14 protein-coding genes are annotated in these 12713 nt (G+C 63.2%); all 14 read left to right on the forward strand.

Features of this window, described 5'->3' with window-relative positions:
• Window positions 1–4 precede the first annotated feature (4 nt).
• On the forward strand, window positions 5–1087 hold the full coding sequence (prfA, locus tag B9Y86_RS10285) for a peptide chain release factor 1 (RefSeq protein ID WP_085485692.1): 1083 nt from the start codon (window positions 5–7) through the stop codon (window positions 1085–1087).
• The gene (gene prmC / locus B9Y86_RS10290; protein ID WP_085485694.1) at window positions 1087–1998 is read left to right on the forward strand and encodes a peptide chain release factor N(5)-glutamine methyltransferase; all 912 of its coding nucleotides are present in this window, start codon (window positions 1087–1089) and stop codon (window positions 1996–1998) included. The genes prfA and prmC overlap by 1 nt, the downstream gene beginning before the upstream one ends.
• A gap of 65 nt (window positions 1999–2063) precedes the next feature.
• On the forward strand, window positions 2064–2255 hold the full coding sequence (locus B9Y86_RS10295) for a PLDc N-terminal domain-containing protein (RefSeq protein ID WP_085485696.1): 192 nt from the start codon (window positions 2064–2066) through the stop codon (window positions 2253–2255).
• Between the two features lie 21 nt (window positions 2256–2276).
• The gene (locus B9Y86_RS10300; protein WP_085485698.1) at window positions 2277–3539 is read left to right on the forward strand and encodes an acyltransferase family protein; all 1263 of its coding nucleotides are present in this window, start codon (window positions 2277–2279) and stop codon (window positions 3537–3539) included.
• 35 nt (window positions 3540–3574) lie between these two features.
• Window positions 3575–4249 carry an L-threonylcarbamoyladenylate synthase gene (locus tag B9Y86_RS10305; RefSeq protein ID WP_085485700.1) on the forward strand — a complete coding sequence of 225 codons (675 nt, stop codon included), beginning with the start codon at window positions 3575–3577 and terminating at the stop codon, window positions 4247–4249.
• Window positions 4250–4252: 3 nt separating this feature from the next.
• Complete coding sequence (locus B9Y86_RS10310) at window positions 4253–5467, forward strand: MraY family glycosyltransferase (RefSeq protein WP_085485702.1); 1215 nt, start codon at window positions 4253–4255, stop codon at window positions 5465–5467.
• A 1-nt stretch (window position 5468) separates the two neighbouring features.
• Window positions 5469–5942 carry a Cg1360 family ATP-synthase-associated protein gene (locus tag B9Y86_RS10315; protein ID WP_085485704.1) on the forward strand — a complete coding sequence of 158 codons (474 nt, stop codon included), beginning with the start codon at window positions 5469–5471 and terminating at the stop codon, window positions 5940–5942.
• A gap of 201 nt (window positions 5943–6143) precedes the next feature.
• Entirely contained in the window at window positions 6144–6941 is a 798-nt protein-coding gene (gene atpB, locus B9Y86_RS10320) for a F0F1 ATP synthase subunit A (protein WP_085485707.1), read from the forward strand.
• Window positions 6942–6987: 46 nt separating this feature from the next.
• A complete protein-coding gene (gene atpE / locus B9Y86_RS10325; RefSeq protein ID WP_035837596.1) occupies window positions 6988–7221 on the forward strand; it encodes an ATP synthase F0 subunit C in 234 nt (77 codons plus the stop codon).
• A 34-nt stretch (window positions 7222–7255) separates the two neighbouring features.
• Window positions 7256–7825, forward strand: a complete 570-nt coding sequence (locus B9Y86_RS10330; RefSeq protein ID WP_085485709.1) for a F0F1 ATP synthase subunit B — start codon at window positions 7256–7258, stop codon at window positions 7823–7825.
• Between the two features lie 4 nt (window positions 7826–7829).
• The gene (locus tag B9Y86_RS10335) at window positions 7830–8627 is read left to right on the forward strand and encodes a F0F1 ATP synthase subunit delta (protein WP_085485711.1); all 798 of its coding nucleotides are present in this window, start codon (window positions 7830–7832) and stop codon (window positions 8625–8627) included.
• 59 nt (window positions 8628–8686) lie between these two features.
• Window positions 8687–10324, forward strand: a complete 1638-nt coding sequence (gene atpA / locus B9Y86_RS10340) for a F0F1 ATP synthase subunit alpha (protein WP_055929403.1) — start codon at window positions 8687–8689, stop codon at window positions 10322–10324.
• Window positions 10325–10327: 3 nt separating this feature from the next.
• Window positions 10328–11227, forward strand: coding sequence for a F0F1 ATP synthase subunit gamma (locus B9Y86_RS10345; protein WP_085485713.1), 900 nt, complete (start codon window positions 10328–10330; stop codon window positions 11225–11227).
• Between the two features lie 20 nt (window positions 11228–11247).
• Window positions 11248–12711 (forward strand): F0F1 ATP synthase subunit beta, encoded by a 1464-nt coding sequence (gene atpD, locus B9Y86_RS10350; protein WP_044438700.1) that lies wholly within the window; start codon window positions 11248–11250, stop codon window positions 12709–12711.
• Window positions 12712–12713: the final 2 nt, after the last annotated feature.

A 12713-nucleotide genomic window follows, 5' to 3' on the forward strand; every position in this document is an offset into this window, starting at 1 on the left:
GGACATGTTCGAGTCAGTCGAAACACTGCTGACCGAGCATGACGAGTTGCAGGAGCAGCTCGCCGATCCCGCACTGCACTCGGATCCTGCCCGGTCGAAGAAGGTCAATCGCCGCTACGCGGAGCTCAGTCGCATCATCGCGGCCTACCGTCAATGGCAGCAGCTCGAGAGCGACCTCGCGGCCGCTCAGGAGATGGCTTCCGAGGACGCCTCGTTCGCCGAAGAGGTGCCCGTGATCACCGATGACCTCGCCGTGGCAGAGGAGCGCCTCCGCCGACTTCTGATTCCGCGTGACCCCAACGACGGCCGCGACGTGATCATGGAGATCAAGATGGGCGAGGGCGGGGCCGAATCGGCACTGTTCGCGGCCGACCTCCTGCGCATGTATCTGCACTACGCCGAGAGCAAGAAGTGGAAGACCGAGATCATCGAGCAGACCTCGAGCGACCTCGGCGGCATCAAGGACGTTCAGCTCGCGATCAAGGGCTCTTCGTCTGACCCGGCGCAGGGAGTGTGGGCGCACCTGAAATACGAGGGTGGAGTTCACCGTGTGCAGCGCGTTCCCGCCACCGAGTCGCAGGGACGCATCCACACGTCCGCGGCGGGGGTGCTCGTCTTCCCTGAGGTCGACGAGCCCGAAGAGGTCGAGATCAGCCCGAACGACCTGAAGATCGACGTATATCGTTCGTCCGGCCCGGGCGGACAGTCCGTCAACACGACGGACTCCGCCGTGCGCATCACCCACCTTCCCACCGGAATCGTGGTGGCGATGCAGAACGAGAAGAGCCAGCTGCAGAACCGTGAGGCCGGCATGCGTGTTCTGCGCGCCCGCGTGCTCGCGCGTCAGCAGGAAGAGATCGACGCTGCGGCATCCGTGGTTCGCAAGAGCCAGATCCGCACGATGGACCGATCCGAGCGCATCCGCACGTACAACTTTCCCGAGAACCGCATCGCGGATCACCGCACGGGCTACAAGGCATACAACCTCGACGGTGTCATGAACGGAGCTCTCGAGCCCGTGATCGAGTCATGCATCGCAGCCGACGAGGAAGCTCGTCTGCAGGAGCTCGGGGGAGCGGCCGAGTAATGAGCGCGGTCGTCCTCGAACCGACGGGAACGCTCGGGCCCCCCACGGTCAGAAGCCTCCTCGAGCATGGCGTCGCCGTGCTCGCTCGCAGTGGAATCTCCGATCCGCAGGTGGATGCGGAGCTTCTCGTGGGCTTCGTGCTCGGAGCGAGCCGCGGCCAGGTTCAGGCCATGACCATCACAGACAAGACCCTCGGCGTGGAGGACGCGGTCGCCATCAGCGAGGCCATCGAGCGCCGTGCTGCGCGAGAACCGCTTCAGCACATCACGGGCGTGGCCTGGTTCCGCAACCTCGAGCTCGAAGTCGGCCCTGGCGTGTTCGTGCCGAGACCTGAGACGGAGTTCGTGGCGGGCCTCGCCATCGATTCGCTGCGTTCCATCGTCATCGATCCTCGTCGCGAAGACGGCCCGATCGCGGTCGACCTCGGAACGGGGAGCGGCGCCATAGCTCTGTCGCTCGCGACGGAGGTTCCCCACGCCCAGGTGGTCGCTGTCGAGAACAGCTCGGCCGCGTTCGTCTGGACCAAACAGAATTTTCGTCGAGTCGACGCCCCGAACGCGCGCCTGGTCTTCATCGATCTGCTCGACGCGGTGCCGGAACTCGACGGCCGCGTGTCGGTCGTCGTGTCGAACCCTCCCTATATCCCTGCTCAGGCGATCCCGCGCGATCCTGAGGTGCGTCTCTTCGATCCGGAGCACGCGCTCTACGGGGGAGACGACGGCCTCGACGTCGTCAGGAACGTCTCTCGCACCGGTCTTCGACTGCTGCATTCGGGCGGCGTCCTGGTGATCGAGCACGGCGAGTCGCAAGGGTCCGAGATCAGGCAACTACTGGATGCCGATGGCTGGCATGCCACGGCAACTCACCGCGACCTCACAGGGCGAGACCGGGCGACAACCGCGCTGCGCTGACACCGCAGCTATGCTTGGTCGGCGGCATCCCACCGGACGCCGCCCCACGACGATCAGGAGTGACCATGGAACCGATCAGCGCCACCATCGGAAGCATCGTGCTGTTCGTCATCTTCGTGGCCACGGTCGTCTCCATCGTCCGCAACCCGAATCACGGGTTCGTCGGCAAACTGGTATGGCTGATCGTCGTGCTGCTGACCTCGGTCGTCGGATCGATACTGTGGCTTCTCTTCGGCCGCGGCAAGGTCACTCGGTAGGCTCGCCGCAGAGCGAACACGATGTCGAAAGCTGACGCTGCGCTCGAGGCGACCGCTCGCCGCGCCCCTCTCATCGGGGCTCTGACCGGTATTCGCGCCGTAGCCGCGTTCTGGGTCTTCCTTCGGCATTTCCGCACGGAGATCGTGGATTCTCTCGGTCCTGGCCCCTTCACACAGTTCATCATCCATCTGTCGTCGGCGGGGTATCTCGGGGTGGACCTCTTCTTCATCCTCAGTGGATTCATCCTGACCTATACGCATATGTCGACGATGACGAGCGCGTACACCTGGCGCACCGCCGTCGGGTTCATCTGGCTGCGGCTGGCGCGAGTCTGGCCGCTCACAGCTTTCGTACTCATGCTGTTCGGGGCATATTTCATTTTCCAGGCTCTGTCGTCCGGAGACCCCTCGTTTCTCGCTCAGGCCGATGCCGGCCAGCTTCTCCTGCACCTCACTCTCCTCAACGGGTGGTTCCCCTCGACGCTCGACTGGAACGGAGTGGACTGGTCTGTCAGCGCCGAGTGGATGGCGTATCTGACCTTCGCCGTCGGAGTCGTCGCGCTGTCGCGGTTCGCAGCCGTCGCATCCCGCCGTGTCATGGTGATCGTCATCGTGCTGCTGATGCTGCCGGTGCTCATCGTGGGAGTGAGTATGCAGGACGACACGATCTTCCTGTTCTCCAACGACAGCTATGTGACGGCGGCGGGAGTGCTTCCCATCAGGGTTCTCGGCGAGTTCTGGATCGGCGCGGTGCTCTCGTTGCTGCTGCGGCGGTTCCTCGGAGGCACGACTGAATCGCTCGCATCCGGTGGAATCAGGCGTGTGCCCCTCGCAACGCTGACGGCGGCAGCCTCGGTGGCCGTTCTCCTCGTCGTCGCCTACAACGATCCGCTGCACAATATGCGCGCGGGTCAGCAGGAGTTTCACGATGGCATCGACATGATCGCGCCGGCGGAATCGATCGTCGTGCTTCCTCTGCTGGTCCTCCTCATCGCGACCCTCGCGATCTGTCCTCGGGATCCTCTTTCGAGATTCCTTTCGACGAGGCCGCTCCTTCTGGCCGGCCGGATGTCGTTCGCGTTCTATCTGGTGCATCCTCTCGTCATCGGAGCGGGACTTCTGGTCGCGTCGAGATTGCACGCCGAGTCCGGGCCTCTGCTGCTCGGAGTCGTCATCGCCACAGCTGTTGCCGCATGGCTCAGCGCCTGGGTCCTGTGGAGATTCATCGAGGAGCCGTCTCGCAGACTGCTGCGCCGGATGCTTCCTCCGAGCGTCATTGTCTGAACCCCCAGGGCCCACGCACTATCATTGGGGTCGATATGGCTGCCCTCTATGACTGCTCGGTTCCGTCTGAGCTCCTGACGGGAATGCGACTCGCCCGCGCCGCTATCGGCCGCGGCGCGCTTGTCGTCATTCCGACGGACACGGTGTACGGCATCGCCGCCGACGCTTTCAATCCGGTCGCCGTGCAGGCGCTGCTCGATGCCAAGGGACGCACTCGTAGTTCGCCTCCTCCGGTTCTCGTACCCGGTGTCGCCACACTCGACGCCCTTGCGGAGACCGTGAGTCAGCCGGTGCGCGACCTCGTCGACGCGTTCTGGCCCGGGGGACTCACGATCATCGTTCCCGCGCGGTCATCGCTCGCCTGGGATCTCGGGGAGACCCGTGGCACGGTGGCTTTGCGTCAGCCGTCCGATCCCATCGCCCTCGAGCTGCTCACCGAGGTGGGGCCACTGGCCGTGTCGTCGGCGAATCTCACCGGCGAGCCTGCGGCGACCACCGCATCCCTGGCTCTCGAGAGCCTCGGCGACAGCGTCGACGTCTATCTCGAGGGCGGTGCCACCGACACAGTGACGTCGACCATCGTCGATGCAAGCACGTTCGGCGACGACGGTTCGATCCGAATCGTGCGTCACGGCGCCGTGTCCGAAGAACAGTTGCGGTCGATTCTGGGTGATGTGCTTTCGTCGCCCGACGATCGACTGAACGGCTGATCCGTGCGGATCTATCTGCTCGTCGCGGCCATCTCGGCCGTTGTCACGTTCGGGCTGGCGCTCGTCGTGTACAAGCTGAGTCACCGATTCAGGCTCTACCCGAAGATCCGCGAACGAGATGTGCACACCCGGCCGACACCGCGACTGGGCGGCGTCGCGATGTTCATCGGCATGGTCGTGGCCTTCGCCGTGGCCTCACAGGTCGACGGTTTCAGGCTGGTCTTCGTCAATCCGGGCCCGGTGTTCGCCATTCTGGGTGCGGCCCTGATCATCGTGGTGATCGGAGTCATCGACGATCTCATCGACCTCGACTGGACAATCAAGCTCGCGGGGCAGATCATCGCGGCGTGGCTCCTCGTGTGGCAGGGTGTCGCGATCGTCTCGCTTCCGATCGCTGGAACCCTCGCCGTCGGATCCGGCGTGATGTCGCTGATCATCAGCCTGTTCGCAGTCGTTCTGGTGATGAACGCGATCAACTTCATCGACGGCCTCGACGGGCTCGTCGCGGGTGTCTGCCTCATCGCCAACGGCGTCTTCTTCCTCTACACATTCCTGCTCATCCAAGAGGGGTCGGCGACCGACTACTTCAACCTCGCGGCTCTCATCTCCGCCATCCTCATCGGCGCATGCGCTGGGTTCCTCCCGCTGAACTGGCACCCGGCGAAGCTGTTCATGGGCGATGCCGGCGCCATGCTCGTCGGCCTCCTGATGGCGACCAGCGCCATCGCGGTGACGGGGGTCATCGACCCTGCGACTCTAGGTCGGCGTGAACTGCTTCCCGCGTTCATTCCGATCCTCCTTCCCTTCGCCATCCTCGTGCTCCCGCTTCTCGACTTCGGGCTCGCGGTCTTCCGTCGGCTTCGCGCGGGCAAGAGCCCCTTCAGCGCAGACAGAAAACACCTGCACCACCGGCTCCTCGACATGGGGCACTCGCACTTCCACGCCGTCCTCATCTTCTACGCGTGGACTGCAGTCGTCTCGGTCGGCTGTCTGCTGTTCTTCCTCGTTCCGACCGGCTACGCGGTCGTCTTCCTCCTCGTCGGTCTGGTCGTCTGCACCGTGCTGACGCTGGCTCCACTCAGCCGACGCAAGGTCGTCGAGGCCACAGCTCAGTCGACGGAGGTCGAGAGCCCCGAAGCATCGATGGCCGCCTCTCTCGACCCGCTCGACGCAGCGTCCGAATCAGTGCCACCGCCCGCAGAAACGAAAGGCGCCTAGCGTGTCGACCCCCACCCCCCGTGCCACCTCGGCCGCCACAGGCTCCTCCGCGCGGCCGGTTTTCGTGCGCATCCTGAAATGGGGAGGGCTGCTCGCCCTCGCCATAGCGGTGATCGGGGGAGTGACGGGCTTTCTCGTCGACTCCGAGCGCGGGCTCGTGAGCGCCCTCGTGGGAACCGCCATGGCTATTCTGTTCACCGGTCTCACCGCAACATCGATCCTCGTCGCCAACCGCTTCTCGGGAACCGACTTCTTCACGGCCATCTTCTTCGCCGTGGTGATGGGCGCGTGGATCGTCAAGTTCGCGATCTTCCTGGTGCTCGTGTTCCTCCTCCGTGACCAGCCCTGGATCAACCCCGTCGTGATGTTCCTCTGCATCATCGCGGGCGTGCTCGGTTCACTGATCGTCGACGTCGTCGTGGTCGCTACATCCCGCATGAGCTATGCAAGCGACGTGACATTGCCTGGCGAGTAGGAATATGTCCGATCCGGCACATTCGGGCCATCAATCGGCCTCCTCGATTGGTCAGGGGGGCCTAACTCTTGATAGGGTTCATAAAGATCGTTCCGCTGCGTCACTCTGGTTGTCACCCAGAAGCAGCACCCCCCATCATTCGTCGTCGCGAGAGCCTCGCTCCACGCCCCGAACCAGGAGATAGCGCTGTTAGCTAACGCTCTGAACTTGCTTGTGCCGTTGGCTACCGATGATGGTCAATTCCACGGTCCGTCCATCGAGGAATTCTTCCCAGAAGCCATTTTCTTCCCCGGTACCGCCTTTGAGATCAACCGGGTCATCATCATCCGCTTCATTGCGGTCGCGGCGATCCTGATCCTCTTCTGGCTCGGTACGCGCAAGATGAAACTGGTTCCCACACGGGGCCAGAGCATCGCCGAGATGGCCCTCGACTTCGTGCGGGTAAACATCGCCGAAGATCTGCTGGGCAAGAAAGACGGCAAGCGTTTTCTGCCGATCCTGACCACGATCTTCTTCATGGTTCTCGCGATGAACCTCACGGGAATCGTGCCGTTCCTCAACCTGGCAGGAACATCGGTCATCGGCGTGCCGCTCGTGTTGGCTGTCGTCGCCTACGTCACGTTCATCTACGCGGGCATCAAGAAGCACCCGGGGGCCTTCTTCAAGAATGCCCTGTTCCCGCCCGGTGTTCCCAAGGGCCTCTACATCATCGTGACGCCGATCGAGTTGCTCTCGACATTCATTCTGCGTCCGGTCACCCTGACCCTGCGACTGCTGATGAACATGGTCGTCGGTCACCTCTTGCTGGTGCTGTTCTTCGGCGCCACCTGGTTCTTCTTCTTCACGGCTGGCAGCTGGTTCGCGCTGTTCGGTGTCGGCACGTTGGCTTTCGGCTTCGTGTTCACGCTCTTCGAGATCCTCGTCGCCCTGCTTCAGGCCTACGTCTTCACCCTGCTCACCGCTGTCTACACCCAGCTCGCGCTGGCTGAGGAACACTAAACGAATTAGGCGCCCGCCTCGTTCGACATCACGGAAGGAAACACACGTGGACGCAACAACCGTTCTCGCCGAGATCAACGGAAACATCGCGACGGTCGGTTATGGTCTCGCGGCCATCGGCCCGGCCATCGGCGTCGGTATCGTCGTTGGAAAGACCATCGAGGGTGTCGCCCGCCAGCCCGAGCTCGCAGGTCGCCTGCAGGTTCTCATGTACATCGGTATCGCCTTCACCGAGGCGCTCGCCTTCATCGGCATCGCCACGTACTTCATCTTCGTCTGATCCCGCTTCGCTCACTAACAGATAGGAGGCTGGAGTGCTTCACGCATTTCTAGCTGCCGCAGAGGAAACGGCCGAGCAAACGAACCCACTCCGGCCCGAGTGGTACGACATCATCTGGTCGTCGCTCTGCTTCGTCATCATCCTGTTCTTCTTCTGGAGAATGGTGCTGCCTCGCGTCAAGACGATGCTCGATGAGCGGTCCGCCGCCATCGAGGGCAACATCGCCAAGGCAGATGCTGCCCAGGCGCAAGCCGAAGCCGCTCTCGAGCAGTACACCGCTCAGCTCGCCGAGGGGCGCGCCGAAGCAGGCAAGATCCGCGAGCAGGCTCGCGCCGACGCTCTGAAGATCGCCGCAGAGCTCAAGGAGCAGGCGCAGCTCGATGCTGCGCGCATCCAGGCGCAGGCGACGAGCCAGATCGAAGCCGAGCGCCAGGCGGCCGTCGTGTCACTGCGCGCCGAGGTCGGAAGCCTCGCTCTCGACCTTGCGTCGGGTGTCATCGGCGAGTCCGTCAAGGACGACGCCAAGGCTGCCGGCATCGTCGATCGCTTCCTTGCCGACCTCGAGGCGTCCGAGGCATCAGCCCCGACCGCCGGAAACAAGTAAGAACATGGGATCAGCGACAAGAGAAGCGATCGCCGGCGTTCGAGCCAGACTGGCCGGGCAGGGCGGTTCCGCCACTCTCGCCACGGGGGAGCAGCTGCTTCTCGCGGGCCGAGTCATCGGCGAATCGTCTGCGCTGCTGTCGCTTCTCGCTGACCCCTCGGCCGATCAGGCATCGAAGGCAGGAGTCGTGTCCGAACTCTTCGGCTCGAAGCTCGACTCTGAGGCCGTGCGCATCCTGAGCGATGTGGCAGCCAGCCGTTGGTCGAGCCACGACGATCTGCTCTCAGCCATCGAAGAACTCGGCTTCCGAGTCCTCGCAGATTCGGCAACGAACGCCGAATCTATCGAGGCCGAACTCGCTCGCTTCGGCGAAGCGGTTTCGACGAGCGATGAGCTCGAGCTCGCGCTCGGCTCGAAGCTCGGCGCCGTCGACGCGAAATTGGCTTTGGTCAATGCTTTGCTGCAGGGCAAAGCATCGGCTCAGACGCTTGCGATCGTGCAGCAGCTCGTTGCCCAGCCTCGCGGTCGGCGCATCGGAGAGCTGCTTCGGGTTGCTGCGAATATCGTGGCCGATCAGGCCGGCAAGTCCATTGCCACGGTCACCAGCGCTGCTCCGATCGCTCCCGCACAGCTGGAGCGCCTGGAGAAGGGGCTTTCGTCACTGTACGGACGAGCCCTCTCCGTCAACCAGCAGATCGATCCCGCCCTTATCGGCGGTCTTCGCATCCAGGTGGGAGATGATGTCATCGATGGCAGCGTCTCCGCCCGCATCAACGATTTGAGACTTCAGCTCGCTGGCTAGCCCTTGTGGCTGGCTTGCTACACGCCGGAGCGAATCCTTCGGCAGAAAAAGGAAAAACGATGGCAGAACTATCGATCAGCCCCGACGAGATCCGTGGTGCTCTTCAGGACTTCGTGAAGTCCTACGAGCCCGGCAAGGCGACCAAGACCGAGGTCGGTTACGTCACCGACGCCGGTGACGGCATCGCCCACGTCGAGGGTCTTCCCGGCGTTATGGCCAACGAACTGATCCGCTTCGCCGATGGAACTCTGGGTCTTGCTCAGAACCTCGACGAAGACGAGGTCGGTGTCATCATCCTGGGTGAGTTCTCGGGCATCGTCGAAGGCATGGAGGTGCAGCGCACGGGCGAGGTCCTCTCGGTTCCCGTCGGTGACGCTTACCTGGGCCGCGTCGTCGACCCGCTGGGAAACCCGATCGACGGTCTCGGCGAGATCGCCTCAGAGGGACGCCGCGCACTCGAGCTGCAGGCACCCGGTGTCATGCAGCGCAAGAGCGTGCACGAGCCCATGCAGACCGGCATCAAAGCGATCGACGCGATGATCCCGGTTGGCCGCGGCCAGCGCCAGCTCATCATCGGTGACCGCCAGACCGGTAAGACCGCCATCGCGATCGACACGATCATCAACCAGAAGGCCAACTGGGAGTCGGGCGACGTCAACAAGCAGGTTCGCTGCATCTACGTCGCCATCGGCCAGAAGGGCTCGACCATCGCCTCCGTCAAGGGCGCGCTGGAAGACGCCGGAGCTCTGGAGTACACGACCATCGTCGCGTCTCCTGCATCCGACCCCGCGGGCTTCAAGTACCTCGCTCCGTACACGGGCTCGGCCATCGGCCAGCACTGGATGTACGGCGGCAAGCACGTTCTGATCATCTTCGACGACCTGTCGAAGCAGGCCGAGGCCTACCGCGCCGTCTCCCTTCTTCTCCGTCGTCCGCCGGGACGCGAGGCATACCCGGGTGATGTGTTCTACCTGCACTCCCGTCTGCTCGAGCGTTGTGCCAAGCTCTCCGACGAGCTGGGTGCGGGTTCGATGACCGGTCTCCCGATCATCGAAACCAAGGCCAACGACGTTTCGGCCTACATCCCGACCAACGTGATCTCGATCACCGATGGCCAGATCTTCCTTCAGTCCGACCTGTTCAACGCCAACCAGCGTCCCGCGGTCGACGTGGGTATCTCAGTGTCGCGAGTCGGTGGTGACGCTCAGGTCAAGTCCATCAAGAAGGTCTCCGGAACGCTGAAGCTCGAGCTCGCTCAGTACCGCTCGCTCGAGGCCTTCGCGATGTTCGCATCCGACCTCGACCCGGCATCGCGCCGCCAGCTGGCCCGTGGTGCGCGTCTCACCGAGCTGCTGAAGCAGCCTCAGTACTCGCCGTACCCCGTCGAAGACCAGGTCGTTGCAATCTGGGCGGGAACGAACGGCAAGCTCGATGAGGTTCCGGTCGAAGACATCCTGCGCTTCGAGCGCGAGCTTCTCGACTACCTCGCTCGCAATACCGAGGTGTTGACGACGCTGCGCGAATCCAACGTTCTCTCAGACGAAACCGCGTCGTTGCTCGACTCCGAGGTCGACAAGTTCAAGCTCGAGTTCCAGACGGGCGAGGGCAAGCCCCTCGCCTCGGTCGGACGCGAGGAGTTCACTGCGACCAAGGTTGAAGACGTCAACCAGGAAAAGATCGTGAAGGGTCGCCGCTAACTTATGGGAGCGCAACTCCGCGTCTACCGGCAGAAGATCAAGTCTGCCCAGACGACCAAGAAGATCACCAGGGCCATGGAGCTCATCTCCGCCTCGCGCATTCAAAAAGCGCAGGCGAGGGTGGCGGCTTCGACTCCTTATTCGCGGGCGATCACTCGCGCCGTGTCGGCCGTGGCGTCGTACTCGAATGTCGATCACATCCTCACCACCGAGCCTGAGAAGATCGAGCGCGCTGCGATCGTCATCTTCTCGAGCGACCGTGGTCTGGCCGGTGCGTTCAACAGCAACGTGCTCAAGGAATCGGAGCAGCTCGCCGAGCTCCTCCGGAGCCAGGGCAAAGACGTCGTGTACTTCCTGGTCGGCCGCAAGGCGAACGCATACTTCGCGTTCCGTCGACGGGCTTCCGAGAAGACCTGGCAGGGCGGCACCGACAACCCCGAGTTCGAGACGGCTAAAGAGATCGGCGATGCCATTCTCGAGTCGTTCCTGAAGCCGGCGGCAGAGGGCGGTGTCGACGAGATCCATATCGTCTACAACCGCTTCGTGTCGATGCTCGTGCAGGTACCCGAGGTCGTTCGCCTGCTTCCACTCGAGGTCGTCGAGGGTGTCGAAGAGCCTGATTCGAAGGCGGTACTGCCGCTTTACGAGTTCGAGCCCGACGCGTCTTCTGTTCTCGATTCGCTGCTTCCCGTCTACATCGAGTCGCGTCTGTTCAACGCCATGCTCCAGTCCGCCGCTGCAAAGCACGCGGCCACGCAGAAGGCGATGAAGGCAGCCAGCGACAACGCGGATGGACTCATCCGCGATTACACCCGACTGGCGAACAATGCTCGTCAGTCCGAGATCACCCAACAGATTTCCGAGATCGTCGGCGGCGCCGACGCGCTGAGCTCGGCAAAGTAGCGCGAAAGAAGAGAGAAGCAATGACACTGACCGCACCTGAAGCTGCGACGACGACTGCGCCCGGCGCTGTCGGCCGTATCGCCCGCGTCACCGGCCCTGTCGTGGACATCGAGTTCCCCCACGACTCGATCCCGGGCATCTACAACGCCCTCAAGACCACGATCGCCATTCCGGGCGCTCCCGAGACCGTGCTGACCCTCGAGGTCGCCCAGCACCTCGGAGACGACCTGGTTCGCGCTATCGCCCTGAAGCCCACCGACGGACTCGTCCGCGGCCAGGAGGTCACCGACACCGGAGAGCCCATCACGGTTCCCGTCGGTGACGTCACCAAGGGCAAGGTCTTCAACGTCATCGGCGAGGTGCTCAACGCTGAGCCGGGCGAGAAGATCGAGATCACTGAGCGCTGGCCCATCCACCGCAAGCCCCCGGCGTTCGACCAGCTGGAGTCGAAGACGGAGCTCTTCGAGACCGGCATCAAGGTCATCGACCTGCTCACCCCGTACGTTCAGGGTGGAAAGATCGGACTCTTCGGAGGCGCCGGAGTCGGCAAGACCGTTCTGATCCAGGAGATGATCCAGCGCGTTGCGCAGGATCACGGTGGAGTATCGGTGTTCGCCGGTGTCGGCGAGCGTACCCGTGAGGGCAACGACCTCATCGCCGAGATGGAAGAGGCCGGTGTCTTCGACAAGACGGCCCTCGTTTTCGGCCAGATGGATGAGCCGCCGGGAACGCGTCTGCGCGTCGCCCTGTCGGCCCTGACGATGGCGGAGTACTTCCGCGACGTGCAGAAGCAGGACGTTCTGCTCTTCATCGATAACATCTTCCGGTTCACTCAGGCGGGTTCCGAGGTCTCCACCCTTCTCGGTCGCATGCCGTCCGCGGTGGGCTACCAGCCCAACCTGGCCGACGAGATGGGTATCCTGCAGGAGCGCATCACGTCGACCCGCGGTCACTCGATCACGTCGCTGCAGGCTATCTATGTGCCTGCCGACGACTACACCGACCCGGCGCCGGCCACCACCTTCGCCCACCTCGACGCGACCACGGAGCTGTCGCGAGAGATCGCGTCGAAGGGCCTCTACCCGGCCGTCGACCCGCTGACCTCGACCAGCCGCATCCTCGACCCCCGCTACTTGGGCGAGGATCACTACAACACGGCTGTGCGCATCAAGGCGATCCTTCAGAAGAACAAGGAACTCCAGGAGATCATCGCGATCCTCGGCGTCGACGAGCTGTCCGAAGAAGACAAGATCACCGTCTCGCGAGCACGTCGTATCCAGCAGTTCCTGTCGCAGAACACCTACATGGCCAAGAAGTTCACGGGCGTGGAGGGTTCGACGGTTCCGCTGAAGGACACGATCGAGTCGTTCTCGGCGATCGCCAACGGTGACTTCGACCACGTGGCCGAGCAGGCCTTCTTCAACGTCGGTGGCATCAATGACGTCGAAGAGAAGTGGGCACAGATCCAGAAAGAGAACGGCTAATC

Origin of the sequence: Agreia pratensis (assembly GCF_900177685.1) — a bacterium.
Taxonomy (GTDB): domain Bacteria; phylum Actinomycetota; class Actinomycetes; order Actinomycetales; family Microbacteriaceae; genus Agreia; species Agreia pratensis.

Excerpts from the sequence above, each read along its gene's own strand:
- prfA (WP_085485692.1), top strand. The coding sequence starts at position 5 with ATGTTCGAGTCAGTCGAAACACTGCTGACCGAGCATGACGAGTTGCAG.
- prmC (WP_085485694.1), top strand. The coding sequence starts at position 1,087 with ATGAGCGCGGTCGTCCTCGAACCGACGGGAACGCTCGGGCCCCCCACG.
- B9Y86_RS10295 (WP_085485696.1), top strand. The coding sequence starts at position 2,064 with ATGGAACCGATCAGCGCCACCATCGGAAGCATCGTGCTGTTCGTCATC.
- B9Y86_RS10300 (WP_085485698.1), top strand. The coding sequence starts at position 2,277 with ATGTCGAAAGCTGACGCTGCGCTCGAGGCGACCGCTCGCCGCGCCCCT.
- B9Y86_RS10305 (WP_085485700.1), top strand. The coding sequence starts at position 3,575 with ATGGCTGCCCTCTATGACTGCTCGGTTCCGTCTGAGCTCCTGACGGGA.
- B9Y86_RS10335 (WP_085485711.1), top strand. The coding sequence starts at position 7,830 with ATGGGATCAGCGACAAGAGAAGCGATCGCCGGCGTTCGAGCCAGACTG.
- atpA (WP_055929403.1), top strand. The coding sequence starts at position 8,687 with ATGGCAGAACTATCGATCAGCCCCGACGAGATCCGTGGTGCTCTTCAG.
- B9Y86_RS10345 (WP_085485713.1), top strand. The coding sequence starts at position 10,328 with ATGGGAGCGCAACTCCGCGTCTACCGGCAGAAGATCAAGTCTGCCCAG.
- atpD (WP_044438700.1), top strand. The coding sequence starts at position 11,248 with ATGACACTGACCGCACCTGAAGCTGCGACGACGACTGCGCCCGGCGCT.